Below are 26672 nucleotides of genomic sequence, written 5' to 3'. Positions count from 1 at the left end.
GGAGAAGATCACCATGCGCACCCTGATTGCCTGCCTGTTGTCGCTGCTCGCCCTGGCCAGCCACGCCGACACCCCGGCGGCGCGGGTCAATGGCGTGGAGATCGGGGTGCTGCGCCTGGAGCGCTACTTCAGCGAATACCTCCAGGCCCAGGGGCGGGCGGTGGCGAGCATCCGCAACCCAAACCTTTACCAGCGCCTGCGCGCGCAGGCCCTGGATGAACTGATCGACAAGGAACTGCTCTGGCAGGAGGCCCAGCGCCAGGGCATAGACATCAGCGATGCGCAGGTGACGGCGCGGGTCGGCGAGGTCGAGGCGGCCTTCGGCAGCCCTGCGGTGTTCGAGCAGCGCCTGGCGCAAGCCGGCTTCGATCGGGCAGGCTTCGCTGACTACACTCGACATGAGATGGCCGCCCAGCAGGTTTTCGCCCGGCTGAGCGCGGTCGAAGAACCCAGCAGCGCCGAAGTTGCAGCCTTCCATCAGGCCAACTGGCAAAGACTGCAAGGAATGCAGAACCAAAGTGATAATACTTCTGTCCTACCAGAACACGGCCTGCGCCTGGCCAGGGACGCGCTCGTCGCGCAACTCCAGGGCCAGGCCCGGCAAGCCGTACGCCAACGTTTGCGTGATTCCGCTACAGTGGAGCGCGCCGACTGAAGGGCGGGCAGGGCGTTCCCCCATAGTTGGGGAAACGCTTCAGGGCAATGTGCCATCATCTTCCCCGGATATGGGGAACGACCAGCCCGCAAGCGCTGAGGTGACAGACAAGCTTCAACGATATCAACGACTTGAAAGCGGTAAGCACTGATTTTTCATGCCTGGCACGAAGCCTGCTCAAGCCTCTACAAGGCCGCACTTCGCAGACCGGGAAACCGGGCAGTTCATGGGAGTGGACCTTGGTGAACAGAGTATTGGTAGTCGATGACGAACAGACCCTTGCGCAGAACCTGCAAGCTTATCTGCAAGCGCAAGGCCTGGAGGTCCATCTCGCCCATGACGGTGCCACGGGTATCGAAGAGGCCGAGAGACAGGCACCGGACGTGATCGTGCTGGATTACCGCTTGCCCGACATGGAGGGGTTTCAGGTCCTGGAGACCGTGCGCAGGAACAGGCAATGCCATTTCGTGCTGATCACCGCCCACCCGACCGCCGAGGTCCGTGAGCGGGCCGCCGAACTGGGCGTGACCCATGTCCTGTTCAAGCCGTTCCCGCTGATGGAACTGGCCCGCGCCGTCTTCGACCTGATGGGCATCGAGCGCCAGCGCAGAAGCACCGACCAGCCGGCCGAAGGGTACGTCGAACGACGCCAGAACAGGAACGAGTCGTTCCCCTTGCAGTTGTACGATGGCAGCTGGGTCCTGGCCGACCGCCGACGCAATGGCGGCAAGCCCACCGAACCTGACGACGAACAACTGCTCACCGGGGAATAGCGGCGCCCAAGGCCCCCAAGCCCGCGGCGCCGCCCCTGAGCGGAGTCGCAGGCCATGTCCCAGGCATTCGATGCAAGCAGTAAAGGCCTCGTCGCCGGCAATCCGGAACAGGCGCCCGTTTATCTTCCATACCCCCGCGACCTCCTGGCCCAGGCCCGCCAGCAAGCCGGTCAAGAGCGCCTTCTGGCCTGCCTGGAACACCTGTCCAGCGACACCCCGGCCACCTTCACCCAGCGCCTGGCCACCACCCTGCATTACCCGGTGCTCGCCACCCAGGCCCTGTTCGCCTGCGCCCCGGCCTTCGACCGGGTCAGCCTGGCGCAGTGCCTGAAACACGAATTCGCCCTGGTCGAGCACAACGGCGAGCGGGTCGGTGTATTCGCCGACCCCTTCGACAGCGCCCGCCTGGCCTGGATCGACGACTGCCTGCAGGGCGCGCCGCTGTACCTGGCCCACGCCGCCGACCTCGCCGCGTTCCTGGCCCGCCACGAGGAAAGCTTCCACGCCGTCGATGCCCTCGGCCACGAGGCTGAACCCGGCAACGAGGCCGACCCGCTGCAGCGCCTGTCGCTGACCAGCATCAGCGAAGACCAGAGCCGCGTGGTCAAGCTGGTCAACTCCACCCTGTACGACGCCCTCAAGCTGCACGCCAGCGACATCCACCTAGGCATGACCGGCCAGGGCCTGACCATCAAGTACCGCATCGACGGCGTGCTCAACGGTGCCGGCAAGGCCAGCGGCAGCGCCTTCGCCGAACAGGTGATCTCCCGGATCAAGGTGATGGCCGAGCTGGATATCGGCGAGAAACGCGTGCCCCAGGACGGTCGCTTCAAGGTGGCCATCGGCGAGCGGCAGATCGATTTCCGCGTTTCGATCATGCCGAGCATCTTCGGCGAGGATGCCGTGCTGCGGGTGCTGGACAAGCAGGACCTGTCCGACCAGGTCAGCGGCGTGCAGCTGCAGGCCCTGGGCTTCGAGGCGCACACCTTGCAGGCCCTGCGCCGGCTGGCCGCCGAACCCTACGGCATGATCCTGGTCACCGGCCCCACCGGCAGCGGCAAGACCACCACCCTCTACGCCATGCTCAGCGAGATCAACCACGGCATGGACAAGATCATCACCATCGAGGATCCGGTCGAGTACCAGCTGCCCGGCGTGCTGCAGATCCCGGTCAACGAGAAGAAGGGCCTGACCTTCGCCCGTGGCCTGCGCTCGATCCTGCGCCACGACCCGGACAAGATCCTGGTTGGCGAGATCCGCGACCCGGACACCGCGCAGATCGCCGTGCAGTCGGCGCTCACCGGGCACCTGGTGTTCACCACCATCCACGCCAACAACGTATTCGACGTGATCGGCCGCTTCAGCCAGATGCAGGTCGACCCCTACAGCTTCGTCTCGGCGCTCAATGCCGTGTTGGCCCAGCGCCTGGTGCGCCTGGCCTGCCCGCACTGCGCGCAGGCCTGCGAGCCGGATGACGACTTGCTGGCCGCCTCGGGCCTGGCCCGTGACGCGGTGGCCGGCTGGCGCTTCGTGCGTGCCCAGGGCTGCGGCCAGTGCCGTGGCAGCGGCTACCGCGGGCGCAGCGCGATTGCCGAACTGCTGCACCTGGACGACGACCTGCGGCAGATGATCGTCGAACGTCGCCCGCTCTCGCAGATCAAGCAGCTGGCCTGCCAACGCGGCCTGCGCCTGCTGCGCGCCTCGGCCGTGGACCTGGTCCGCGATGGCCGTACCACACTCGAGGAGATCAACCGTGTCACATTTATCGCCTGATCGGTATTGCGCGGTGCTGGGCGCCGAGGGTGTCGGCCTGGGCCATTGGCACGGCTGGCAGCATCAATGGCTGGGCAGCCGGGCGTTTGCCTGCGACGCCGCCCAGCCGGCCTGGGCCCCGGCACTGCAGGCCCTGGCCGGGCTGCTGGGTGAGCATCCGGCACGCGGCGCGCAGCTGCGCGTGCTGCTCTCGGCCCGCTACAGCCGCTTCTGCCTGGTGCCCTGGAGCGATGCCATCGGTACTCCGCGCGAACTCGATGCCTACGCCCGCGCCTGCTTCGAGAACCTTTACGGCCAGCCTCTGGACGACTGGCGCATCGTGCTTTCGCCGGAGCCGGCCGGCGCCGCGCGCATCGCCACGGCGCTGCCCGAGGCACTGCTCCAGGGCCTGCAGGCCCTGGGGCGGGAAAGCCGCCTGAGCCTGCGCTCGGTGCAGCCGTACCTGATGGCCGCCTACAACCGCTGCTCGGCGCAACTGACTCAAGGCGACTTCCTCTTCGTGCTGGCCGAGCCGCGCCGCAGCGTGCTGCTGCTGGCTTCAGGCGGTGCCTGGCAGCAGGTGCTGGCCCAGGGCTGCGCCGATAACGACCAGGCGCTGCAGGCGCTGATCGAGCGTACCTGCGAACTGTATGGCGAGCAGCTGCCTCGGGTGTACCTGCACGCCCCGGGACGCACGGCGGCCTCGCAACTGGCCGCGGTACAGCTGTGCGCCGCCAGCGCCGAATCCGATCCGTTGTGCGCCATGTGGCGAGCGGTGGCCTGACATGCGCCGCCTCGACCTGGAATTCCAACCCCGCCACAGCAGCCCTCTGGCCTGGTCGTTGCTCGCCCTCGGCGGCGCCGTGCTGGCCGTGCTGGTGCTGGCCCAGCAGCAACTGGTGAGCGAGCAGGTGCACCTGGAAGGCCGCGTGCACCAACTCGAACTCAAGCTCGGCCGGCGCCCGGCGACCGCCGCGGTGCAGAGCAGCGCGGTGATCCGCGAGCAGGCCGAGCGCCTGGCGCAGATGCGCAGCGTCTCGCAGCAGTTGCAGCGGCCATGGCAGCAGCTGTTCGCCATGCTCGAGGCGATGCCGCAGGAAGACGTGGCGCTGCTCAGCCTGACCCCCGATGCCCGCAAGGGCCAGGTACGCATCAGTGCCGAGGCGCGCAACCTCGAGGCCATGCTGCAGTACCACCAGCGCCTGGAGCGCAGCGCCGAGCTGTCGGACGTGTCTCTGCTCAACCACGAGGTGGTGGCCGGGCAGGTCGAGCACCCGGTGCGCTTCAACCTCACCGCCACTTGGGAGACCGGCCATGCGCGTCCGTAGCCTGATCGTCCATGAAGCGCTGCGGCGCCTGGGCAGGGCAGGGCTGGCCGCGGTGCTGGTCGGCGGCCTGGCCCTGGCGGTCGCCCTGGCCGGGGTGCTGCCCCAGTGGCAGGCAGTGCGCGAACTGCGTGCCAGCGAGGCCGATGCCAGTGCCCAGGTGCAGCGCCTGGCGCGTGGCGAGCTCAAGGTGCAGGCCAAGCCCGAGCAGCAGGCGCTGGACGACCTGCGCCAACAATTGCCCGGCCAGCCCCAGGCCAGCGAGCTGATCGAGCGCCTGTACCACCTGGCCAGTGCCGAGCGCATCAGCCTGGCCCGTGGCGAGTACGCCCTGGGCGTGGACCCGAAGACCCAGCTGGCGCGCTACCAGATCGTCCTGCCGGTGCGCGGCAGCTACCCGCAGATCCGTGGCTTCCTCAAGGCGCTGCTCGGCCAGTTGCCGACGCTGGTGCTGGAGGACCTGGAGCTGCAACGCAAGCGGATCGGTGACCGGGAACTGACCGGTCGTGTGCGCATGACCCTTTACCTGTCGAGGTCGTGATGAACACTCAGCGTGCGGTGATGTGGGCCGGTTTCCTGGGGTTGAGCGCGGCGCTGGCGTGGGCGCCGGAGCACTGGTTTGGTGTTGAGGACGAGGCGGCCCCGATCGCCGGCAAGCCGGCTCCCACAGCGCCGGAAGCGTCCAGCAACCCAGTGGCAGCCGACTCACCGGCGATCGGGGCGGCGCCGCCCTCGAGAGACCTGTTCCCGGTCCAGCAATGGACCCCACCCCCGGCCCTGGCCACCGTCACCGAACAACCCGTGGTCACCGCCCCGGAGCCCGCGGTACCTGCCGCCCCGATGCTGCCGTTTCGTTTCATCGGTCGCATGGGTGAGCGCGACGACCTGCAGATCTTCCTGCAGAGCGGCGAGAAGCTCTACGTCGTGCGCCAGGGCGATGTGATCGACGACACCTACCGTCTGGACCGCGTCTCGGCCACCGAGCTGAGCCTGGTCTACCTGCCACTGCATCAGCCACAGACCCTGTCTGTCGGGAGCGCACCATGAAACCGTCGAAGTTGTGCAAGCCTGCGCCGTTCGTGCTCCTGGCCCTGTGCGTGGCCATCGCCGGATGCGGCTCGAGCGCCGCGCGCAAGGACAGCCAGGAACTGATCAAGGAAGGCCAGTACGAGGCCGGCATCGCTCGCCTGGAGGAAGCCCTGCGCGAAGATCCGCGCGACACCGAGCTGAACATCGCCCTGGCCCACGGCCGCCAGGCCGCGGTCGAGGCGCTGCTGACCCAGGCCGACAGCGACCGCGTGCGCCATGACTTCGCCGGCGCCCGCATGGGCTACGGCCGGGTGCTGACCATCGAGGCGAACAACCGCCGTGCCCAGGAGGGCATCCGCCAGCTGGAGCTGATCCGCACCCTCGACGACCGTGTCGCCCTTGGCCAGGCGGCGCTACGCCAGGGCGACCTGTTCGGCGCCGAGCGCTACATGCGCGAGGTGCTGCGCCTTGACCCGCAGAACCAGAAGGGCCAGATGCTGCGCAGCGACATCGAGAACGTCCAGGCCCGTACCGCCACGCCGTACCCGCAACTGCGCAGCAAGCTGGAGCGCCCGGTCACCCTGGAGTTTCGCGATGCCGACCTGAAGACCATCTTCGAGGTGCTGGCCCAGGTCGCCGGGATCAACTTCATCTTCGACAAGGACCTGCGCCCGGACATGAAGGCCACCATCTTCGTGCGCGAGGTGCGCATCGAGGACGCCGTGGCCCTGCTGCTGGAGCAGAACCAGCTGCGCCAGAAGATCGTCAACGACAACACCTTGCTGCTCTACCCGGACTCGCCGCAGAAGACCAAGGACTACCAGGAACTGGTCATGCGCACCTTCTACCTGACCAGCATCGACGCCAACACCGCGTTGAACATGGTCAAGACCATGCTCAAGACCCGCGACGTGTTCGTCGACGAACGCCTCAACACCCTGACCATGCGCGACACCCCCGACGCCGTGCGCATGGCCGAGAAGCTGCTGCAGTCCCAGGACCAGTCCAACCCCGAGGTGGTGCTGGAAGTGGAAGTGATGGAAGTGGCCACCTCGCGCATCCTCGACCTCGGCCTGCAATGGCCCAACACCTTCGGCGTGCTGACCAGCGACGGCAAGTCGGTCAGCGTGCTCGACCAGCTGCGCGGCATCGACTCCAGCCGCATCAGCATCTCGCCGGCGCCGCAGGCCAAGATCAATGCCCAGGACAAGGACATCAACACCCTGGCAAGCCCCGTGATCCGGGTCAGCAACCGCGAGCAGGCGCGCATCCACATCGGCCAGCGGGTGCCGATCATCAGCGCCACCTCGGTGCCCTCGACCCAAGGCCCGGTGATCACCGAAAGCGTCACCTACCTGGATGTCGGCCTCAAGCTCGAAGTGCAGCCCACCGTGCACCTGAACAACGAGGTGGCGATCAAGGTGGCCCTGGAAGTGAGCAACGCAACGCCCCTGGAGGCCACCCGCCAGGGCACCATCCCGGTCCAGGTCGATACCCGCAACGCCCAGACCAGCCTGCGCCTGCACGATGGCGAGACCCAGGTGCTGGCCGGCCTGGTGCGCAACGATCACAACGCCAGCGGCAACAAGATCCCGGGGCTGGGCGACATTCCCGGCCTGGGCCGGCTGTTCGGCAGCAACAAGGACGACATGAGCAAGTCCGAACTGGTGCTGGCGATCACCCCGCGCATCGTGCGCAACCTGCCGTACCAGAGCCCGTCGGACATGGAGTTTGCCACCGGCACCGAATCGGCCCTGCAGGTGCGTCAGCTGGCGCAACCGGCGCCGGCCAGCGCGCTGCCCGCCGACGCCCCGGCTGACGAGCCGGCCGCCGCACCGCTGGTCGAGGGGCAGATGGCCGTGGTGCCTGCCGCCGCGAGGCCACGGCCATGACACGCCGCCAGCAGGGTTTCAGCCTGATCGAGGTGGTGCTGACCCTGGCGCTGCTCGGCTTGCTCGCCAGCATGGCCGCGCCCCTGACCGAGACCGTGGTGCGCCGGGGCAAGGAGCAGCAGCTGCGCGAGGCGCTGTACCAGATCCGCGACGCCATCGACGCCTACAAGCGCGCCTTCGACGCCGGCTACATCGAGAAGCGCCTGAACGCCAGCGGTTATCCGCCGAGCCTGCAGGTGCTGGTGGACGGCGTGCGCGATGTGCGCAGCGCCAAGGGCGCGAAGTTCTACTTCCTGCGGCGCATCCCCCACGACCCGCTGCGCGCCGCCAAGGATGACGACCAGGGTGGCTGGGGCCTGCGCGCCTACGACAGCGCGGCCGACAGCCCACGCGAAGGCGAGGACGTGTTCGACGTGTATTCCAAGGCCAGCGGCAAGGGCCTGAACAACGTGCCCTACGGGCAATGGTGACGGCGATGAAAGCGAGCCGAGGCTTCACCCTCATCGAACTGCTGGTGGTGATGGCGATCATCGCCACCCTGATGACCATCGCCATGCCGCGCTACTTCAACAGCCTGGAGGCCTCCCGCGAGGCCACCCTGCGCCAGAGCCTGGCGGTGCTGCGCGAGGCGCTGGATCACTACTACGGCGACACCGGGCACTACCCCGATTCGATCGACCAGCTGGTGGAGCAGCGCTACCTGCGCAATACCCCAGTCGATCCGATCACCGAGCGGCGCGATGCCTGGCAGCTGGTGCCGCCGCCCGAGGGCGTGGCCGGCGCGGTGGCCGACATCAAGAGCGGAGCAACCGGGAGGGCACGCGATGGCAGCCTCTATGCCGAATGGTGAAGCCGGCTTCACCTATCTGGGCGTGCTGTTGCTGATCGCCGTCAGCAGCGTGGCCCTGGCGGCCACCGGCACCCTGTGGGCCACCAGCCTGCAGCGCGAGCACGAGCGCCAGCTGCTGTGGGTGGGCGGCCAGTACGCCCAGGCCCTGCGCAGCTACTACCGCGCCTCGCCGGGCCTGGCCCAGTACCCGCAGGACCTTGCGGAGCTGGTGGAAGACAACCGTTTCCCGTCGCCGCAGCGCCACCTGCGCCGGCTCTACCCGGACCCTGTCGGCGGCGGCGAGGAATGGGGCCTGCTGCGCGCGGTCGATGGCCGCATCACCGGGGTGTACAGCCGCTCCGACGCCGCGCCGCACAAACGCAGCGGTTTCGACGCCCAGTGGAGTGCCTTCGAGGGGCTGGAGCACTACAGCGACTGGCAGTTCGTCGCCGAACAGGCCTTCGCCGAAAGCGCCGCTGGCGCTCGTCCACATGCCGGCCTGGGAGAGGCGCCATGAAACGCCTGGCCGCGTGGGTGTGCCTGTGCCTGGCCCTGTTGCATGGCCAGGCGCAGGCCGGGGCCGAGGACGAGATGATGGGCTTCATCGTCGACAACACCATCTCGCACATCGGCCACGACTTCTATCACGCCTTCAGCGACCGGCTGCGCGCCACCAGCCGGCTGGATTTCAACCTGGTGGTGCGCGAACGCCCGGATGCCCGCTGGGGCAGCCTGGTGACGGTGGAATACGAACGCGAGGTGCTGTACCGGCGCTTCCTGCCGCCCAACACCACGCAACTCAACGACGAGGCCATCGCGGCCGCCGACCTGGTCCGCCAGCAGATCATCCAGCGCAAATTGCAACGGCTGCTGCAGGACACAACCGATCTGGAGAGGGACGAGCTATGAGCAACCACCTTGCACGACGCATCGCCGCCTGCCTGCTGGCAGCCGGCCTCGGTGGCCAGGCCCTGGCCACGGAGCTGGTGTACACCCCGGTCAACCCGTCCTTCGGCGGCAACCCGATCAATGGCGCCTGGCTGCTGAACAACGCCCAGGCGCAGAACGACTACGACGACCCCGACCTCAAGGACCGCAGTTCGGCATTCGCCGGCACCTCGGCCCTGGAGCGCTTCAGCAACCAGCTCGAGTCGCGCCTGCTCGGGCAGTTGCTGGACAACATCAGCAACGGCAACACCGGCAGCATGTCCACCGACGCCTTCCTGATCGACGTGATCGACGATTCCGGGGCGCTGAGCATCAAGGTCACCGACCGGGCCACCGGGGAAGTCTCGATCATCGAGGTCAGCGGCCTGAACCCCTGAGAGGGACGGGTCTTTTACTGGGGAGAGAACGCCATGAAACGCCTGCTGAGCACACTGCTGATCCTCACCGCCCTGGCTGGCCTGCAAGGCTGCGGCCTGCGCGAGCCGATGCCGGCCGAACAAGACCCCGAGACCCCGACGCTGACGCCGCGGGCCTCGACCTACTACGACCTGGTCAACATGCCGCGGCCACGCGGTCGGCTGATGGCGGTGGTGTACGGCTTCCGCGACCAGACCGGGCAGTACAAGCCAACCCCGGCCAGCTCGTTCTCCACCAGCGTCACCCAGGGGGCGGCGAGCATGCTGATGGACGCCCTCAACGCCAGCGGCTGGTTCGTGGTGCTGGAGCGCGAAGGCCTGCAGAACCTGCTGACCGAGCGCAAGATTATCCGCGCCTCGCAGAAGAAGCCCGACGTTGCCGAGAACATCCAGGGCGAACTGCCACCGTTGCAGGCGGCCAACCTGATGCTCGAAGGCGGCATCATCGCCTACGACACCAACGTGCGCAGCGGCGGCGAGGGCGCCCGCTACCTGGGCATCGGCCTGTCCCGCGAGTACCGGGTCGACCAGGTCACGGTCAACCTGCGGGCGGTGGACGTACGCACCGGGCAGGTGCTGGCCAACGTGATGACCAGCAAGACCATCTACTCGGTCGGGCAGAACGCCGGGGTGTTCAAGTTCATCGAGTTCAAGAAGCTGCTCGAGGCCGAGGTCGGCTACACCACCAACGAACCGGCGCAACTGTGCGTGCTGTCGGCCATCGAAGCCGCGGTGGGTCACCTGCTGGCCCAGGGCATCGAGCGGCGGCTGTGGCAGGTGGCCGGTGAAGGGGCGGGGGACAAGGCGGTGTTGGACAAGTACCTGAGTCAGTACCAGCAGCAGTAGCGATCTGCGGGGCCATGTGGTCCGCCGATGCCCCCGAGGGATGTCGAAAAAGAGGGCTGAATCATTCGCCGCATTGGTCGTACAGCTGGCGCGCCAGAAGAATCGCCGGCATGTTCGACTCCGCCCACTGCGCCAGGCGCTCCACCGTACCGCCCAGTGTCGCGCCCAGCTCGGTGAGGGCGTATTCGACGGTGGGTGGCACGGTCGGATACACCTGGCGCTCCACCAGGCCGTCGCGTTCGAGCCGCTTCAGGGTTTGCGACAGCACCTTCTGCGAGACGCCGGCGATATCCCGGCGCAGCTGGTTGAAACGCACCCGCTCGCCGGCGCTGAGGCGGTCGATGAGCAGCAGCACCCACTTGTCGGCGAGGCGGTCGAGCACCAGGCGGGCCGGGCAGTTCGGGGCGAATACGTCGTAGGCGGGGCATTCGCGGTAATGGGCCATGGGTTACTCCAAGGTAATCAGGTGAGTGAAAAGTGCCTTCTTGAGCGCCTGGGCGGGACTGGTTAGGCTTTTATCCATGGTTCGCGGCCGCGCCATACCCTCCCGTTGAATGCACTGAAGGAAACTGAGATGAACACCGAACCCAAGGCTTCGGCGCTGCGTGCTGGCCGCTGGATCACCCTGCTGCTGCTGAGCGCGGCGGCCAATCCGGGCAATGCCGGCGAGCTGGTGACTCCGGCCACCCTGGTTGTGGACCAGAGCCTGCCTAAGGCCCAGCTGGAGCAGCAGATCCTCGCCGCCCGCCGCTACGACACCTTCTGGAACAGCGGGGACGAGGCCATGGCCCGTGCCGCGTTGGCCAGCGACTTTCGCGACAACACCCTGCCACCGGGACGGCCACAAGGCGTGGAAGGGCCATTGAGCGCTTCCAGAGCATTCCGCGCAGCGGTGCCGGACCTGCGCTGCGAAGTGCTGCAGATGATCGTCGCTGGCGACCGAGTCACCGCGGCGCTGCGTTTCACCGGGCACTTCAGCGGCAAGCTGGGCGAGCACCAGGGGCAGGGCCAGGCCATCGATTTCATCGCCATGGATATCTACCGTATTGTCGATGGCCGGATCGCCGAGGACTGGCATCTGGAGGACAACCTTGCATTCATGCGCCAGGCGGGGTTGGTTGGGCGCTGAACACACGGGCTGGCCTTGATCCAGGGTGGTCAGGACTGGCCTCATCGCCGGCAAGCCAGCTCCCACAGGTACAGTGCATGGCGTGACATTTGCGCGGTCGGTGTGGGAGCCGGCTTGCCGGCGAAAGGGCGTGAAGCGCCCCAGTCGGTCAGTCGAACACACGTGGCGGATTGACCGGCGTATCGGCCTGGGCCAGGGCCCAGCGGGCAATCTCGTCCTTGCGCATGTACGCCACGCCGGCATGGCCGCGGGCATAGGCGAAGAACTGATCCAGCGCGTGTACCACGGTAGGCGTGCCGCCGATGCGGTCATGCGCCGACAGCGACATCAGCCGGCGCCGCTGGCGGCCTTCGGCATAGAGCACGTCGAACTCGTCCTTGAGCTCCTGCAACAGCGCGGCGCCGGTCATCGCCGTGGAGCCGGCGATGCGGCCGATGTCGTTGTTGCGCAGGGTGTAGGGCACCACGGCGAACGGCTTGCCGCGCACCGGGGTGATCGAGGGTTCGTCGCGGGCCAGGTCGTCGATGTGGTAGAGAAAGCCGAGGTCCTGGAGGATGTTCAGGGTCTCGCGGGAGTGACGCATCCAGAACGCGTTGAAACCCACCGGGCGTTGGCCGGTGACGCGCTCGATGATGGCGCTGGCCTGCTCATACTGGCGACGCTCCTCTGCCGGTGTCAGGCTGTACTGCGGCGCCCAGTGCAGGCCGTGGCCGGCGGCTTCGTGGCCGCGCCTGACCACCTCGGCCGCCAGCTCCGGGTAAGCCTCCACAGCCTTGCCGACCATGTGTGAAGTGACCTTGATGCCGTGCCGGTCGAACAGCGCGAGCAGGCGCGGCACGCCTTCCAGCGGGCCGTAGCGGTACCAGCTGGGGGCGATGGTGTCGGGGTAGCGTGAATCCAGAGGCGGGAAGGGGCTTTCGGCGTGTTCCGGCTGGCCACCGGACTCGAATTGCAACGACACGGAAATCACCAGTTGCGCGCCATCGGGCCAGAACCCTTTGCCATCGCCGATATCGGGCGGCGTCCCGGTGCTGCTGCCCGGCTCTTTCGCCAGTACCGCGCCTGCCGCGACGGCGATACCACCGGCGAGGGTGCCTTTCATGAAATCTCTTCTGCTGGTCATCGGGTTGCTCCTGTACGGGTGTCGATGCCGGGCAGTGTAATTAGCGAGGAAATCGCCAATAATCAGGCGAGATCTAAAATCATATTTCGGAAAAGTCGAAAAGCATGCTGGATAACCTGGCGTTGTTCCTGACCATCATCGAAAAAGGCAGCCTGTCGGCGGCGGGCCGTGAGCGCGGGCTGTCACCGGCCACGGTATCCGAGCGCCTGACGGCGCTGGAGGCGCATTACGGGGTGACGCTGCTGACCCGCAGCACCCGCTCGCTCAGCCTGACCGAGGCCGGTCGCCTGCTGGCCGACGGCGCCCGGCGCCTGCTGGCCGAGGCCGACGAGCTGGACAGCCAACTGCGCCACGGCCAGCAGAAGATCTCCGGGCTGGTGCGCCTGAGCGCCCCGGTGGACCTCGGCCAGCACTGCATCGCGCCGCTGCTCGACCGATTCCTCGAGGCGCACCCCGAAGTATCGATCGACCTGGATCTGACCGATGGCTACATCGACCTGGTAGGGCAGGGCATTGACTTCGCCATCCGCTACGGCACATTGGCCGACAGCTCTCTGCGCGCCCGACCGCTGGGCGACAACCGTCGGGTGGTATGCGCCACGCCCGATTACCTGCGTCGGTACGGCACACCGCTGCACCCGGACGACCTGGCGCGGCACGACTGCATCGTCATGCGCTTCGGCATCCATACCGAACGGGTCTGGCCGTTTCGTGTGGGTGCGGCGGCGTATCCGGTCAGCGTGGGCGGGCGACGGGTCGCCAACAACGGTGAGCAGGTGCGACGCTGGGCCCTGGCCGGGCATGGCCTGTGCCTGAAGTCGTTGCGTGATGTGCGGGATGACCTGGGCAGTGGCCGGCTGGTGGAGGTGCTGGGCGACTTCAGCGCCGGGCAGGTGGCGTTGCAGATCGTCTATCCGCCGACCCGGTTGCAACCGAGGCGGGTGCGGGTGCTGATGGAGATGATCGTGGCGGAGCTTGGTTGAACGGGCCCGGCAGCAGATGGACAGTTGCGTGGCTGAACTATAGTGATGAGCGGCCAGTGCGTGACGACAAGGGACTTCGATGGCAGCAGCCGGAAAACAGACTGATGACGGCGTCTTCGCGGTGACCGGCGAGGGCCGCGCCGTGTCGTTGTTCCGCCTGGTGCTGGGTTTCATGGCGGTGGTGATGCTGGCGTTCGTGCTGGTCGAGGGCTGGCGGATCTGGCGTGAGTACCGGCAGGCGTTCCACGATGCCGAGAATGCGGTCACCAATCTGGCCCGGGCTACCGCCCAGCACGCCGAGGACGCCATCCGCCAGGTGGATGCGATTACCGCGGTCCTGGCCGAGCGCCTGGAGGGCGATGGCTTCGCCCGTATCGATCACCCGCGCCTGCATGCCCTGCTCAAGCAGCAGGTGCAGATCATGCCGCAATTGCACGGCCTGTTTGTCTATGGCGCCGATGGCAGCTGGATCGTCACCGACAAGGACGCCGTGCCGCCGGGCGCCAACAACGCCGACCGCGATTATTTCATCTATCACCGCACCCACACCGATCGCCAGGTGCGCATCGGCTCGGTGGTGCGCAGCCGTTCCACGGGCGACCTGATCATTCCCATCTCGCGACGCCTGGAACTGCCCGATGGCGGTTTCGCCGGCGTGCTGTTGGGCACCATCAAGGTCGACTGGTTCGTGCGCTACTACGGCGACTTCAAGATCGACGAGCGTGGCGCCCTGGTGCTGGCCAAGCGGGATGGCACCATCCTTGTGCGCCGCCCTTTCGTCGAACAGGTCATCGGCCGCAGCCTGGCCGGCAGCGATATCTTCCGCTACTACCTGCCTTACGCCAGCGAAGGGGTGGCCGAAGCAGTGGCAGTGGTAGACGGCACAACCCGCCTGTACGCGTTCCGCGCACTGTCGAGCTACCCGTTGGTGGTACAGGCAGGCTTGTCCCGCGAGTCGATCGTCGAGCCTTGGCGGCATGACATGCTCAAGTCGGTGGTCGTGCTGGTTCTGCTGCTGGTCGGCCTGGCCGGCTTCGGTTGGATTGTCCTGCGCCAGTTGCGCGCGCGCATCGCCATCGAGCGCGCGCTGCACCAGGCCCACCAGACCCTCAAGGCCCTGGCCCTGACCGACAGCCTGACCGGGCTGGGCAACCGCCGTCGGTTGGACGCTGTGCTCGAACCTGAGATCCGTCGGGCGCGGCGCCAGGGTCGGCCGTTGGCCTTGGTGATGCTCGATCTGGACTATTTCAAGGCCTATAACGACCGCTACGGCCATCCGGCGGGCGACCAGTGCCTGCGGCGTCTCGGCGAACTGTTGCAGCACGCGCTCAAGCGTCCGGGGGACTTGGCGGTGCGCTATGGCGGTGAGGAGTTCACCCTGTTGCTGCCTGATACTGATGCCCAAGGCGCCAGCCAGATCGTCCTGGAGATCCTGCAGTCGCTGCGCAAGCACGCCATCGAGCATGGCGGCAGCCCGCTCGGACATGTCACGGCCAGTGCCGGGATCGCCGTTTGCGCACCGAGGCTAGAGACGGTGACCCCGGAGAACCTGATGGCGGCGGCGGACGCGGCGCTCTACCAGGCCAAGCGGCAGGGGCGCGATCGCTACTGCCTGGCGGCCAGTGTGGAGCAGCATCCGGCGCATTGAAGTCCAAGTATCACCGGCGTTGGGCGGTCTGTCGTGGGAGCGTTACTCCACCTCGACCAGCACCCCATCACGGCCAATCCGATAGCGCGCCAGGTCCCGGGCCAGGGTCAGGTGCCCCTTGTAGTGCGCCAGCGCCTCTTCGCGTACCTCCTCGATGGAACCGCCGCGCCCACCGCCTGACTGGTAGCGGGCGCTGAAGTGCGTCAGCACCAGGTTCTTCACCGCCGCCATCTCGGCAAAGCGCGCCACCGCAGCGGCGGTGCTGTGACCGAAGCTGGCCTGGGTGCGTTCGACCACCGGTTGGGTGAAGGTGGCTTCGTGGACCAGCACGTCGACGTTGGCGGCCAGTTCGCTCAACAGTTCAGGACGGTCGTTGTCGCCGCAGACGATGATGCGTTGCGCCGGGCGCGTCGGCTGCAGGTAGGCCTGCGGGTCGATCTGGCGACCTTCGTGCTCGACTGTCCGACCACGGGCGATCTGCCCCCACAGCGGCCCGGCCGGGATGCCGTCGGCGCGCAGGCGCTCGGTGTCCAGGTGAGGTTGCGGGTCGCGCTCCTCGAACACGAAGCCGTAGGAGGGTACCCGGTGCGACAGCTCGACCACGCCGACCTGGATATTGCCGTGGTTCAAGCCTGTGAAGGTCTCCAGCGCCTGCATCTGCAATTCGAAGGGCAGGTAGGTGTCGCTGACCGCCAGGCTCTGCCGGACCCATGGGTGCAGGTCTGCCGGCAGCACCAGCACCAGTGGCTCCTTGCGCCCTGACATGCCGGCGCTGGCCAGCAGCCCCGGCAGGCCGAAGCAGTGGTCGCCGTGCACATGGGTGATGAAGATGGCGCGCAGGTCGCGCACCGACAGCGGGCTGCGCAGCAGCTGGTGCTGGGTGCCTTCGCCGCAATCGACCAGGTACCACCCGTTACCCGTGGCTTCGATGACCGCGGTCGCACTGACGTTGCGGGCCTTGGTGGGCACCCCGGAAGAGGTGCCCAGAAACTGCAGGTCCATTGCCTGACTCCTTGATTCGACGTTGTCGCGACCCCGCAGGGCGGGGCGCGCGGAGGCTAGCATGGTGCTGCCGGGCGGGCCAGTAGTGCTTGCTGGCACCGGATCGCCCCAACATCGAGCTTACGCGCTACAAGGCCAGGCTAGTAGACACCGCACTGGGCAACGGCGGCGGTCCCTTCCTTGAAAGTGCCCGCCAACCCCTGCAAGCCGCGCATCAGCACCGTGGTGTCGACGCCGACCGCGACGAACGTCGCGCCCAGTTCGATATAGCGTCGCGCCAGCGTCGCGTCGGCGCTGAGGATGCCCGCCGCCTTGCCGGCGCGTGTGATGCGCACGATGGCGTCCTCGATGGCCGCCTGCACCTCGGGATGCCCAGGATTGCCCCGCTGGCCCATGGCGGCGCTGAGGTCGGCGGGGCCGATGAACACGCCATCGACCCCTTCGACGGCGCAGATCGCATCGAGGTTGGCCAGGCCTTCGCAGTTCTCCACCTGCACCAGCAGGCACATCTGGTCGTCGGCCTGGTCCAGGTAGTCGGGGATGCTGTTCCAACGCGAGGCCCGTGCCAAAGCGCTGCCGACTCCGCGCACGCCGTGGGGCGGGTAGCGCATCGCCCGCACCAGCTGGCGCGCCTGCTCGGCGCTTTCGACCATGGGTACCAGTAGGGTCTGCGCGCCGATATCGAGCAACTGTTTGATCAGCGCGGTATCACCGATCACCGGGCGCACGATGGGCTGGGCCGGGTAGGGGGCCACGGCTTGCAACTGGCCGAGCAGGCTGCGCAGGTCGTTGGGCGCGTGCTCGCCGTCGAGCAGCAGCCAGTCGAAGCCGGCGTTGGCCGCCAGCTCCGCGCAATACGGGTCGGCCAGGCCAAGCCACAGGCCGATCTGCGCCTGGCCGCTGCGCAGGCGTTGCTTGAAGCTGTTGATGGGCATATCCATGGCGGGTCCTCAGACGAAACGGCAGGCGATAGAGCCGAGTTGATCGTAGTCGACATGGAAGGTGTCGCCGCGACGGGCTGCCACCGGGCGGGTAAACGAGCCGCCGAGAATGACCTGACCGGCTTCGAGGCCCACGTCGTGCGCCGCCAGCTTGTTGGCCAGCCAGGCCACCCCTTTGGCCGGGTGATTGAGCACCGCGGCCGACACCCCGGACTCTTCGATCACGCCGTTGCGGTACAGCACCGCCGGGACCTTGCGCAGGTCGATATCGCCCGGGCGCACGGCGCGCCCGCCCATCACCACGCCAGCGTTGGCGGCGTTGTCGGAGATGGTGTCGAACACCTTGCGGGTGGCGCCGCTGAGCGGGTCGACCTGCTGGATGCGCGCATCGATGATTTCCAGCGCCGGGATCACCCACTCGGTGGCGTCGAGCACGTCGAACAGGGTCACGTTCGGCCCCTTGAGCGGCTTACCGAGGATGAACGCCAGTTCCACTTCGACCCGCGGCACGATGAAACGCTCGAAGGGAATGTCGCTGCCTTCGTCGAACAGCATGTCGTCGAGCAGCGCGCCGTAGTCCGGCTCGGTGATGTTCGACGAGACCTGCATGGCCCGGGAGGTCAGGCCGATCTTGTGACCGACCAGCTTGCGGCCGTCCTCGATCTTTTGCGCCACCCAGGCACGCTGGATGGCGTAGGCGTCCTCGATGCTGATCGAGGGGTGTTCCAGGGAAAACTGGCCGACCTGTTCGCGGGTGCGTTCGGCCTGGTCGAGGCGGGCGGCGGCTTGCTGGATGATGCGGGCGTCGAGCATGGAGACCTCAGGGCTGGCGGGTGAACAGAGGGTGCAGGCTGCTGTGCTTGGCGTCGTACACCTGGGCCTGGCTTTCGTCGATTTGCAGGGTCACGCCCACCGGGCGACGTTCCAGCAGCGTATCCAGGTGCCGGCGCAACACCGCCAGCAGCGCGTCGCCGACCTGCTGGTGCACTGCGGCGCTGCGCCCGCTGCCCATGCGCAGGTTGGCGTAGACGAAACCGTAATCGCCACGGCCATCGGCGATCGCCGCATGGGCGGCGGGGTAGGCCAGTACACGGGTGCCGCCGGTGGGGAACACCTGGCGATGGTGTTCGTCGCGCTGGGCGAGCATGCAGTCGGCCAGGGCGCGGCACAGGCCGGGCATATCGGCGTCGACTTCGATATCCGGGCTGTAGAGCAGGACCAGATGGGGCATGGTGGTGCTCCTTACAGGCGGCTTGTGGAAGTGACCCCGGCCGGGCTCGAGGCCTGGGCGGCGGGGATCGCGCTGCCGTCCTGCGGGGTGACCGGGAAGATCGCGTTGATCTGGCCAGTACCGGAAGAACCGAAGTACGGCGTCACCACCTCGGCCTTGCCGTCGTACTGCGACCAACCCAGGGCGCCGAGCAACATGGCGGTGTCGTGCATGAAGCCTTCGCCATGGCCCTTGACCGCGTACTCGGGCAGCATCGCGCAGAAATCGGCCCAGTCGCCCTCCTGCCACATGCGTACCACGCGGTGGTCGAGGGTTTCCAGGAACGGGCTCCATACCTTGGTGGCAAACTCCGGGGCCTGGCCGTTCTGGGCGAAACGGTGGGACAGTGAGCCGCTGGCCAGGAACGCCACGCTGCCGTCGTAGTGTTCCTCGACCGCTTTGCGCATGGCCCAGCCCAGACGGGCGCTGTCGTTGAGGTAGTGCGAGGTGCACAGCGCCGAGACCGAGATCACCTTGAAGTGCTGGTCGGTGTTCATGTAGCGCATCGGCACCAGGGTGCCGTATTCAGGCGCCAGCGTGGTGGCGTCGTGGGCCATGGTCTCCACGCCCAGGCGATTGCATTCTTGCGCGAGGATTCTCCCCAGCTCGGGGTTGCCGGGGAAACCGTAGTTCATGTTGGCGATGAAGTGCGGCAGTTCGTTGCTGGTGTACAGGCCTTCGAAGTGCGCGGCGCAGTTGATGTGGTAGTTGGCGTTGACCAGCCAGTGGGTGTCGAACACCACGAGGGTGTCGACGCCCAGTTCGCGGCAGCGCCGGCCAATCTCGAGGTGGCCGTCGATGGCCGCCTGGCGAAAGCCCTGGCGCGGGCCGGGCAGTTCGGACAGGTACATCGACGGCACGTGGGTGATCTTGGCGGCGAGAGCGAGTGTGCCCATGGGAGTCTCCGGTAACGGGTTGTTGTTATGTATCCATGGCGAGGGCTTCGCCCTCGTTTCGCCGGCAAGCCGGCTCCCACAGTGTGCGGTGATCCCTGTGGGAGCCGGCTTGCCGGCGATGGGCTGCTCAGCAGCCCCGCGTTACACCCCCCAGCGCGGAATGTGATGGCTACCCATGGATATACACACGTTCTTGATCTCGGCGAAGACCTCGAAGCTGTATTGCCCGCCTTCGCGGCCGGTGCCCGAGCCCTTGACGCCGCCGAACGGTTGGCGCAGGTCGCGCACGTTCTGGCTGTTGATGAACACCATCCCGGCCTCGATGCCACGGGCCAGGCGATGGGCCTTGCCGATGTCCTGGGTCCAGATGTACGAAGCCAGGCCGTACTCGGTGTCGTTGGCCAGTTGCAGCGCCTCTGCCTCGTCCTTGAACGGGATCAGGCACACCACCGGGCCGAAGATCTCTTCCTGGGCGATGCGCATCTTGTTGTTCACATCGGCGAACACCGTCGGCTGGATGAACTGCCCCTTGGCCAGGTGCGCCGGCAATCCGGCCGGGCGCTCCAGGCCGCCGGCCACCAGGCGCGCGCCTTCTTCCAGGCCGATGCGGATGTAGCCGGTGACCTTGTCGTAGTGCTGCTGGGTGATCATCGAGCCGACCTGGGTCTTCGGGTCAGTCGGGTCACCGACGATCAGGCGCTTGGCGCGGGCGGCGAACTCGGCGACGAACTGCGGGTACACGCTCTCCTGGATGAAGATGCGGCTGCCGGCGGTGCAGCGCTCGCCGTTGAGCGAGAAGATGGTGAACAAGGCGGCATCCAGCGCACGCTCGAGGTCGGCGTCCTCGAAGATCAGTACCGGCGACTTGCCGCCCAGTTCCATGGAGTACTTCTTCAGGCCGGCCGTCTGCATGATCCTCCTGCCGGTGGCGGTGCCGCCAGTGAAGGAGATGGCGCGCACGTCCGGGTGACGCACCAGGGCATCGCCGGCTGTGGCGCCGTAGCCCTGGATGACATTGAGTACGCCATTGGGGATGCCGGCCTCGACCGCCAGGCGCCCCAGCTCATTGGCGGTCAGCGGCGACAGCTCGCTCATCTTCAGCACCGCGGTATTGCCCAGGGCCAGGCACGGCGCGGTCTTCCAGGTGGCGGTCATGAACGGCACGTTCCACGGCGACACCAGCGCGCATACGCCCACCGGCTGGTAGAGCGTGTAGTTGAGCATCTGGTCGTCCACCGGGTAGCTGTGGCCGTCCATGCGCGTGCACACCTCGGCGAAGAAGTCGAAATTGTGCGAGGCGCGGGGAATCAGCACGTTGCGCGTCTGGTGGATCGGCAGGCCGGTGTCCAGGGTTTCCAGCTCGGCCAGCTGCGGCACGTTCTGCTCGATCAGCTCACCCAGGCGGCGCATCAGGCGCGCGCGTTCCTTGGCCGGTGTATTGGCCCATTTCGGGAAGGCTTGCTTGGCCGCGGCCACGGCCAGGGCGACTTCCTCGGCGCCACCGCTGGCGACTTCGCCGATGGCCTCGCCGGTGGCCGGGTTGTAGTTGACGAAGGTGTCGCGGCTCTCGACTTCGCGGCCATCGATCCAGTGCTTGATCATGCTGTTGCCTCTTGTGCGTTGCGGGCGAAGAACTCGGCTTCGCTGACGATCCGGTTGACCAGGCGGCCGACGCCTTCCACTTCCACCACCACCTCGTCGCCCGGGACCACGTTGGCCAGGCCTTCCGGAGTGCCGGTGGCGATCATGTCGCCGGGTTGCAGGGTCATGAAGCTGGAGAAGTATTCGATCAAGTAGGGGATGTCGAAGATCATGTCGGCCGTGGTGCCTTGCTGTTTCAGCTCGCCGTTGATCCAGGTGCGCAGGGTCAGGTTCGACGGATCCGGCACATCGGCGGTGTCGACTATCCACGGGCCCACCGGGGTGGTGGCGTCACGGTTCTTCACCCGCAGGTTGGGGCGGTAGTAGTTCTCCAGGTAGTCGCGGATGGCGTAGTCGTTGCACACCGTGTAGCCGGCCAGGTAGTCGAGGGCGTCCTCGCGCTTGACGTTGCGCGCCGGCTTGCCGATCACCGCCACCAATTCGCACTCATAGTGCATGTACTTGACGTTGTCCGGGCGCCAGCTGACCTGGTTGTGCCCGGTGTAGGTGCCGGGCGACTTGACGAAGGCCAGCGGCTCGGTGGGCGGGGTGAAGGCCAGCTCGGCGGCATGATCGGCGTAGTTCAGGCCCAGGGCGAACATACTGCCGGTAGCCGGTGGCAGCCAGGTGACCTGGTCGGCGTCTACCAGGCGACCATCGGCCAGGCGCAGTCGCTGGTCGTTTTCGACGGTGACCGCGTGGACCTGGCCGTCGAACTGGATACGGGCGTGCTTCATGGGACGAGTCCTTGTTCGGCGACGATGGGGTTGGTCAGCTGGCCGAGGCCGTCGATCTCGACCGTCACCCGATCACCAGGCAGTACATCGACGCGGCCTTCCGGGGTACCGGTGATCAGCACGTCGCCGGCATGCAGAGTCATGAACTCGCTGATCTCGGCGATCAGCCGGGCCACGCCGCGCACGCAGTTGGCGGTGTTGTTCTGCTGGCGCAGCTCACCGTTGACCCACAGGCGAATGCCCAGCGCGTCGGGGTTGCCGACCTGCGCGGTCGGCACCAGCTGCGGGCCGAGCGGGCAGAAGCCGTCGCGGCACTTGGCCTTGACCGCCGGGCGGTAGTAGCTGTCTTCGGGCAGGCTGAACTCGTTGACGATGGTGTAGCCCGCCACGTGCTCCAACGCGTGGTCCAGGCTGACGCGGCTGGCGTCCTTGCCGATGACCACGCCCAGGGCAGGGCCCGCTTGCAGGCGTTCGACTGCCGAGGGGTAGGTTACCGGCCGGGCGTGCCCGTTGCGGGTATTGGGCGTCTTGATGAACAGCACCGGTTTGACCGGCGGCTGCTGGTACGGCGCTTCGTGGAAGGACGCCAGATGCTGTTGCAGCAGGCCCTGGTAGTTCAGGGCGACGCCGAACAGGCTGCCGCTGGCGACCTCGTGCAAGGCACGGCTCATGCATTTCTCCTGCGGTGGACGAAGCGACCGGGGGCGCTTCGTGGTGTTTTTGTTAATGTGTTAACGTTATATTTAATATGTTAACGATCGTCAAGGCATTCGCCGCTGGCCGGTAGTGCTAGGATGATTCCCCCGGCGCGTTTCACCGCTGCGAGAACAACAATGAAAGAACGACAGCCGATCCCCAACATCAACATCGGTCAGGTCTACGACCAGCGCTACAGCGACAGCGAGGTGCATTACGACCGGCTGGGCAACCTGGCCGGCTTCTTCGGCCGCAACATGCCGGTGCACCGCCACGACCGCTTCTTCCAGGTGCACTACGTGAAGACCGGCAGCGTGCGGGTGTATCTGGACGAGCAGCGTTACCACGAGTCGGGGCCGATGTTCTTCCTGACCCCGCCGACCATTCCCCATGCCTTCGTCACCGAGCCCGATGCCGACGGCCATGTGCTGACCGTGCGCCAGCAACTGGTCTGGCAGCTGCTGCAGGCCGAGCCAGGGCTGGCGCTTGCGCCGCGCCTGCAGCCGGCGTGTGTCGCGCTCGGTCATCTGCAGGGAGCGGCGGCCGAAGAGGTGCGGCGCCTGGAGCAATTGTTCGACCTGCTGGGCGGCGAACTGGGCCATGGCCAGGCCGGGCAGGGCACCGCGGTGCAGGACCTGGCGCGCCTGGTGATGATCAGCCTGCTGCGCCTGTGCGCCAATTCGCTGGAGGCGACGCCCGCGCGGCACGAGGACCTGCAGCTGTTTCACCGTTTCAACGAACTGATCGAGCGCCACTACCTCGACCACTGGACCCTGCCGGCCTACGCGGCGGCCCTGGGCGTGACCGAGGCGCGCCTGAACGACGTATGCCGGCGCATGGCCGACCTGCCGTCCAAGCGCCTGGTGTTCGAGCGGCTGATGCAGGAGGCGCGGCGCTTGCTGCTGTACACCGGCGGCTCGGCCAACGAGATCTGCTACCGCCTGGGGTTCAAGGACCCGGCGTACTTCAGCCGCTTCTTCCAGCGCCATGCGCAGATGACACCGGGTGAGTATCGCCAGCGCCAGGCGGGGTTGCGTTGACATGCGGCGACGGGCTCCGGGCGGCTGGCTGTCGGCAGATCGTGCTATGGAGAAGGTATCGCGGGAATGGGTGATTGCCAGGAGCGCTGGTACTTTTCACAGGGCTGGACAGCCCGGGTGAAAATGTATTTCACTTTATTAATATCTTAATAAAACAGCCCTTGATCCTGATGACCCAACCAAGACCCTCCCTGACCTTGACCCTGCTGCAGGCCCGCGAAGCGACCATGGCGTTCTTCCGCCCGGCCCTGAATGCCCACGACCTGACCGAGCAGCAATGGCGGGTGATCCGTATCCTGCGCCAGCAGGGCGAGCTGGAAAGCCACCAGCTGGCCGACCAGGCGTGCATCCTCAAACCGAGCATGAGCGGCGTGCTCAAGCGCCTGGAGCGCGACGGCCTGGTGGCGCGGCGCAAGTCGCCGGAAGACCAGCGGCGGATCTTCATCAGCCTGACCGTGCGCGGGCAGCAGGCGTTCCTGGCGATGAGCGAGGAGATGGAGCGCAACTACCAGGAGATCCAACGCCAGTTCGGCGCGGACAAGCTGGAGCAGTTGATGGGGTTGTTGAACGAACTGAAGAAGGTCAGGCCCTGATAGTGTGAGCGCGGGCCCCGCGAGAAGGAGGGCCGCCGCAAATCTCGTAGCGCCTATCAGATCGAGCGCCGCCCGCGCGGCGCATCGCGGATGAATCCGCTCCTACATCTGTTGCAACGTGACCATGCCTGATAGGCCATGGTTGTTAGCCTTGTGTGCTTGACGCGATTTTTCGGTGGGCATTGTTGCCGCCCCACCTGTCTCAAGCCCTGCGCCAAGGCTGGCAACCATGACCCGACAGGTTCGGTACGTTGCAACAAATGTAGGAGCGGATTCATCCGCGATGCGCCGCGCGGGCGGCGCTCGGTCTCGAGAGCGCTGCAACTCTGTCGTCGAACACCCTGAAAGGTCTGGCCCTTGGGTCGGATACAGGGGCCTGCTACAGCCCAGCCAGATACAGCGAATCATCGAGAATCTTCAGCAACGACGCTGCCCGCCGCGCATACACCGCCGGGGGCGCGTACAGCAGCTCCACATGCAGGCTGTCGATGATCCCCAGGTAGGCATCGCCATACAGCTCCAGCTTGTTGCCATCACCGCGGGCCCAGGCATGTCGGTCGAGCAGGGCCTGGCAGAAGCCCAGGCGGATCCGCTCCAGGTACGCCTCGAAGCCGCTGGTGACGATCGAGCGGACCGGCGCCGGCGGCAGGAAGGCACTGCGCAGCACGAAGCGCAGGTTGGCCGACGCCGCGTAGCGCTCGGCCAGGTGCAGCGGATGCCAGTGCCCCGGCGCCTCGCGGCCCGCCGCTTCATGGCCGAAGCCCGCCTCGACGTAGGCGGTCTCGTCGGCCAGGGCCCGTTCGAAGGCGCAGACGAACAACGCGTCCTTGTTGGCGAAGTGGGCGTACAGCGAGGCCTTGCGCATGCCCGCCAGGGCGGCGATCTCGCTCAGCGACGAGCCGTCGTAGCCGTGCTCGGCGAAATGCTCCACGGCATGCTCGCAGATGCGCGCGGCGGATGGGGTCAGGGCTTTCAAGGCGGTCACTCCGGGTTGACGCTGCAGGACGAGGCGCTGATTGTCTTTGCCATGGCGGCGCGGGTCAAACCGACGATGACCACGGCCGCCGCCGCCAGCAACCAGGCCCAGGCCAGCGGGCCCAGGGTGGCCAGGTGCCCGGCCAGGGGCGTGGCGCTGGACGAGATCACCAGTTGCAGCGCGCCGAGCAGGGCCGCCGTCGAGCCGACGTCGCGCTGCTGCGATGACATCGCCAGGGCCATCAGGGTGGCCTCGCAAACCCCCAGGCCGAACAGCGCCAGTACCACGCCCGCCAGCAGCAGCGGCAGGCCTGCGCCAGACAGGCCGGCAATCACCGCCAGTGCTGCGCCGGCACCCATGCACAGCGCCCCCCACCAGGCCACCTGGGCCACGCCGTGCCGGCTGACGCAATAGCCGGACAGCGCCGCGCCAAGCAGGATGGCAACGCCGCAGCCGCCGAACAGCAGGCCGAAGTGCGTGCTGGAGAGGCCGAAGTGCTGTTGGTACACATAAGCCGAGCCGGCGATGTAGGCGAACAGGAAGAAGAACACCGCCGACAGGGCCAGGGCCGGGCGCAGGAACGCGCCGTCGGCGGCGATGCGGGCGTAGGTACGCCATACCCTGGCCGGTGCCAGGCGCACCCGATGCGCCGGCGGCAGGGTCTCACCGAGGGTCATGGCCGAATTGACCAGGGTCAGCAGGCCGAGGCCGGCCAGCACCAGCATGATCGCCCGCCAGCCATAGGCCGCGTCGATCACTCCGCCCAGGGCCGGGGCGAGGATCGGCGCCAGGCCCTCGATGGTCATCAGCAGGGCGAAGATCTGCGCCGCCCGTGCGCCATCGGCGCTGTCGCGGACCATGCTCATGATCACCACCAGCGTCAGCGCGCTGGCCAGGCCCTGCACCAGGCGCGCCAGCAGCAGCGTGTCCAGCGACGGTGCGCCCGCAGCGGCCAGGGAGGCGATACAGAACACCAGCAGGCCGGCGAGCAGCGGGCGACGCCGACCCAAGGCATCCACCAGTGGCCCGAACAGCAGTTGCCCGGCGCCCATGGCCAGCAGGAACACCGTCAGCGTCAGCTGAACCTGGGTATAGCCGGTGGCGAAGTCGCGGGCCATCTCCGGCAGGCTGGCCAGGTACATGTCGATGGCAGACGGGCCAAGGGCGCCGATCAGGGCGAGGGAGGCGGCGAAGCGCAAATGTGAAGCGGGCATGAGCGAAAGTCCGTGCAAGCAAAATAGTAACCTACCGACCGGCAGGTTGGCGAAGTATGCCAGATCTCCGCCGTGGGTCAACGCAAAGTCTGCCCACCAGGCAACCGCTTGCGCCCCAAATACACCGTCGCCGCTTGTTTAGCGCCACCGGTCCGATCCGCTCGGAATAATCCGAATCCCTCTTTATCGCCGTACTCCCAATCCATGTACGGCACCTCGCCGTGCAACCCTTAGCCACACGAGGTTTTTGCAACCATGGCCAACAAAGACAGCAACATGACCGGTCGCCAGGACACCAACAAGCAGGACGCCAACAAG

Annotated in this window: 31 protein-coding genes; 19 read left to right on the top strand and 12 right to left on the bottom strand. The window is 67.0% G+C overall.

The genetic code is table 11. The features are described 5' to 3' along the window. Positions 1–13 precede the first annotated feature (13 nt). The 14 genes from CCOS191_RS13790 (at position 14) to CCOS191_RS13725 (ending at position 10465) form a co-directional block, all read left to right on the top strand. Positions 14–655: a SurA N-terminal domain-containing protein gene (locus tag CCOS191_RS13790; protein WP_046855696.1), complete on the top strand. Its 642-nt coding sequence runs from the start codon at positions 14–16 to the stop codon at positions 653–655. A 239-nt stretch (positions 656–894) separates the two neighbouring features. Continuing rightward, the gene (locus CCOS191_RS13785; RefSeq protein ID WP_023631301.1) at positions 895–1428 is read left to right on the top strand and encodes a response regulator; all 534 of its coding nucleotides are present in this window, start codon (positions 895–897) and stop codon (positions 1426–1428) included. A 54-nt stretch (positions 1429–1482) separates the two neighbouring features. Beyond that, entirely contained in the window at positions 1483–3201 is a 1719-nt protein-coding gene (locus CCOS191_RS13780; RefSeq protein WP_046855695.1) for a GspE/PulE family protein, read from the top strand. Then, on the top strand, positions 3182–3964 hold the full coding sequence (locus CCOS191_RS13775; RefSeq protein WP_046855694.1) for a hypothetical protein: 783 nt from the start codon (positions 3182–3184) through the stop codon (positions 3962–3964). Before CCOS191_RS13780 ends, CCOS191_RS13775 begins: the two co-directional genes overlap by 20 nt. 1 nt (position 3965) lies before the next feature. Next, positions 3966–4508, top strand: a complete 543-nt coding sequence (locus tag CCOS191_RS13770; protein ID WP_046855693.1) for a pilus assembly protein — start codon at positions 3966–3968, stop codon at positions 4506–4508. Then, positions 4495–5046, top strand: a complete 552-nt coding sequence (pilO, locus tag CCOS191_RS13765; RefSeq protein ID WP_046855692.1) for a type 4a pilus biogenesis protein PilO — start codon at positions 4495–4497, stop codon at positions 5044–5046. Before CCOS191_RS13770 ends, pilO begins: the two co-directional genes overlap by 14 nt. Further along, a complete protein-coding gene (locus CCOS191_RS13760) occupies positions 5046–5552 on the top strand; it encodes a hypothetical protein (protein WP_046855691.1) in 507 nt (168 codons plus the stop codon). The genes pilO and CCOS191_RS13760 overlap by 1 nt, the downstream gene beginning before the upstream one ends. Further along, positions 5549–7426: a secretin N-terminal domain-containing protein gene (locus tag CCOS191_RS13755; protein WP_046855690.1), complete on the top strand. Its 1878-nt coding sequence runs from the start codon at positions 5549–5551 to the stop codon at positions 7424–7426. Before CCOS191_RS13760 ends, CCOS191_RS13755 begins: the two co-directional genes overlap by 4 nt. After that, complete coding sequence (locus CCOS191_RS13750) at positions 7423–7896, top strand: type II secretion system protein (RefSeq protein ID WP_046855689.1); 474 nt, start codon at positions 7423–7425, stop codon at positions 7894–7896. The genes CCOS191_RS13755 and CCOS191_RS13750 overlap by 4 nt, the downstream gene beginning before the upstream one ends. Positions 7897–7901: 5 nt before the next feature. Beyond that, on the top strand, positions 7902–8276 hold the full coding sequence (locus CCOS191_RS13745) for a type II secretion system protein (protein ID WP_038706100.1): 375 nt from the start codon (positions 7902–7904) through the stop codon (positions 8274–8276). Further along, on the top strand, positions 8251–8772 hold the full coding sequence (locus CCOS191_RS13740) for a type II secretion system protein (RefSeq protein ID WP_046855688.1): 522 nt from the start codon (positions 8251–8253) through the stop codon (positions 8770–8772). The genes CCOS191_RS13745 and CCOS191_RS13740 overlap by 26 nt, the downstream gene beginning before the upstream one ends. Further along, positions 8769–9164: a curli production assembly/transport protein CsgE gene (gene csgE / locus CCOS191_RS13735; protein ID WP_038706102.1), complete on the top strand. Its 396-nt coding sequence runs from the start codon at positions 8769–8771 to the stop codon at positions 9162–9164. Before CCOS191_RS13740 ends, csgE begins: the two co-directional genes overlap by 4 nt. Further along, positions 9161–9580 (top strand): curli assembly protein CsgF, encoded by a 420-nt coding sequence (locus CCOS191_RS13730; protein WP_023632251.1) that lies wholly within the window; start codon positions 9161–9163, stop codon positions 9578–9580. Before csgE ends, CCOS191_RS13730 begins: the two co-directional genes overlap by 4 nt. A 33-nt stretch (positions 9581–9613) precedes the next feature. After that, positions 9614–10465: a CsgG/HfaB family protein gene (locus CCOS191_RS13725; RefSeq protein ID WP_046855687.1), complete on the top strand. Its 852-nt coding sequence runs from the start codon at positions 9614–9616 to the stop codon at positions 10463–10465. Between the two features lie 61 nt (positions 10466–10526). Here the strand turns inward: CCOS191_RS13725 and CCOS191_RS13720 are convergent, their stop codons facing one another. Beyond that, positions 10527–10910, bottom strand: coding sequence for a winged helix-turn-helix transcriptional regulator (locus CCOS191_RS13720; protein ID WP_046855686.1), 384 nt, complete (start codon positions 10908–10910; stop codon positions 10527–10529). Positions 10911–11039: 129 nt separating this feature from the next. On the opposite strand from CCOS191_RS13720, the gene CCOS191_RS13715 reads away from it, so the two are divergent. Then, positions 11040–11594 carry an ester cyclase gene (locus CCOS191_RS13715; RefSeq protein ID WP_046855685.1) on the top strand — a complete coding sequence of 185 codons (555 nt, stop codon included), beginning with the start codon at positions 11040–11042 and terminating at the stop codon, positions 11592–11594. A gap of 148 nt (positions 11595–11742) precedes the next feature. Here the strand turns inward: CCOS191_RS13715 and CCOS191_RS13710 are convergent, their stop codons facing one another. Beyond that, positions 11743–12717: a polysaccharide deacetylase family protein gene (locus CCOS191_RS13710; RefSeq protein ID WP_046855684.1), complete on the bottom strand. Its 975-nt coding sequence runs from the start codon at positions 12715–12717 to the stop codon at positions 11743–11745. A 104-nt stretch (positions 12718–12821) separates the two neighbouring features. Here CCOS191_RS13710 and CCOS191_RS13705 point away from each other — a divergent pair, with 104 nt between their 5' ends. Then, entirely contained in the window at positions 12822–13700 is an 879-nt protein-coding gene (locus CCOS191_RS13705; protein ID WP_046855683.1) for a LysR family transcriptional regulator, read from the top strand. A 79-nt stretch (positions 13701–13779) separates the two neighbouring features. Then, entirely contained in the window at positions 13780–15348 is a 1569-nt protein-coding gene (locus CCOS191_RS13700; RefSeq protein WP_046855682.1) for a sensor domain-containing diguanylate cyclase, read from the top strand. A gap of 42 nt (positions 15349–15390) precedes the next feature. Here the strand turns inward: CCOS191_RS13700 and CCOS191_RS13695 are convergent, their stop codons facing one another. From CCOS191_RS13695 to CCOS191_RS13660, 8 genes are all read right to left on the bottom strand, one after another. Next, positions 15391–16350: a ribonuclease Z gene (locus tag CCOS191_RS13695; protein ID WP_046855681.1), complete on the bottom strand. Its 960-nt coding sequence runs from the start codon at positions 16348–16350 to the stop codon at positions 15391–15393. 140 nt (positions 16351–16490) lie between these two features. Beyond that, positions 16491–17291, bottom strand: coding sequence for a 4-hydroxy-2-oxoheptanedioate aldolase (gene hpaI / locus CCOS191_RS13690; RefSeq protein ID WP_046855680.1), 801 nt, complete (start codon positions 17289–17291; stop codon positions 16491–16493). A gap of 9 nt (positions 17292–17300) precedes the next feature. Further along, complete coding sequence (hpaH, locus tag CCOS191_RS13685) at positions 17301–18104, bottom strand: 2-oxo-hept-4-ene-1,7-dioate hydratase (protein ID WP_046855679.1); 804 nt, start codon at positions 18102–18104, stop codon at positions 17301–17303. A 7-nt stretch (positions 18105–18111) separates the two neighbouring features. Beyond that, complete coding sequence (locus CCOS191_RS13680; RefSeq protein ID WP_046855678.1) at positions 18112–18522, bottom strand: 5-carboxymethyl-2-hydroxymuconate Delta-isomerase; 411 nt, start codon at positions 18520–18522, stop codon at positions 18112–18114. 11 nt (positions 18523–18533) lie between these two features. Further along, positions 18534–19457 carry a 3,4-dihydroxyphenylacetate 2,3-dioxygenase gene (hpaD, locus tag CCOS191_RS13675; protein WP_046855677.1) on the bottom strand — a complete coding sequence of 308 codons (924 nt, stop codon included), beginning with the start codon at positions 19455–19457 and terminating at the stop codon, positions 18534–18536. 141 nt (positions 19458–19598) lie between these two features. Then, positions 19599–21059 (bottom strand): 5-carboxymethyl-2-hydroxymuconate semialdehyde dehydrogenase, encoded by a 1461-nt coding sequence (gene hpaE, locus CCOS191_RS13670; RefSeq protein WP_046855676.1) that lies wholly within the window; start codon positions 21057–21059, stop codon positions 19599–19601. Then, positions 21056–21835, bottom strand: coding sequence for a fumarylacetoacetate hydrolase family protein (locus tag CCOS191_RS13665; protein WP_046855675.1), 780 nt, complete (start codon positions 21833–21835; stop codon positions 21056–21058). The genes hpaE and CCOS191_RS13665 overlap by 4 nt, the downstream gene beginning before the upstream one ends. Beyond that, positions 21832–22506: a fumarylacetoacetate hydrolase family protein gene (locus tag CCOS191_RS13660; RefSeq protein ID WP_046855674.1), complete on the bottom strand. Its 675-nt coding sequence runs from the start codon at positions 22504–22506 to the stop codon at positions 21832–21834. The genes CCOS191_RS13665 and CCOS191_RS13660 overlap by 4 nt, the downstream gene beginning before the upstream one ends. A 162-nt stretch (positions 22507–22668) precedes the next feature. Between CCOS191_RS13660 and hpaA the strand changes: the two genes are divergently transcribed. Both hpaA and hpaR read left to right on the top strand, forming a co-directional pair. After that, positions 22669–23571, top strand: a complete 903-nt coding sequence (gene hpaA, locus CCOS191_RS13655) for a 4-hydroxyphenylacetate catabolism regulatory protein HpaA (protein WP_046855673.1) — start codon at positions 22669–22671, stop codon at positions 23569–23571. Between the two features lie 170 nt (positions 23572–23741). Continuing rightward, on the top strand, positions 23742–24164 hold the full coding sequence (hpaR, locus tag CCOS191_RS13650; protein ID WP_023632900.1) for a homoprotocatechuate degradation operon regulator HpaR: 423 nt from the start codon (positions 23742–23744) through the stop codon (positions 24162–24164). A 379-nt stretch (positions 24165–24543) separates the two neighbouring features. Here hpaR and CCOS191_RS13645 read toward each other — a convergent pair whose 3' ends face one another. Further along, a complete protein-coding gene (locus tag CCOS191_RS13645) occupies positions 24544–25140 on the bottom strand; it encodes a TetR/AcrR family transcriptional regulator (protein ID WP_046855672.1) in 597 nt (198 codons plus the stop codon). A gap of 5 nt (positions 25141–25145) precedes the next feature. After that, positions 25146–26354 carry a multidrug effflux MFS transporter gene (locus tag CCOS191_RS13640; RefSeq protein WP_046855671.1) on the bottom strand — a complete coding sequence of 403 codons (1209 nt, stop codon included), beginning with the start codon at positions 26352–26354 and terminating at the stop codon, positions 25146–25148. Positions 26355–26672 lie beyond the last annotated feature (318 nt).

It is taken from the genome of Pseudomonas sp. CCOS 191 (assembly GCF_001007005.1).
In the GTDB taxonomy this organism is placed as follows: domain Bacteria; phylum Pseudomonadota; class Gammaproteobacteria; order Pseudomonadales; family Pseudomonadaceae; genus Aquipseudomonas; species Aquipseudomonas soli.
This window is presented reverse-complemented; position numbering and strand designations above follow the sequence as displayed.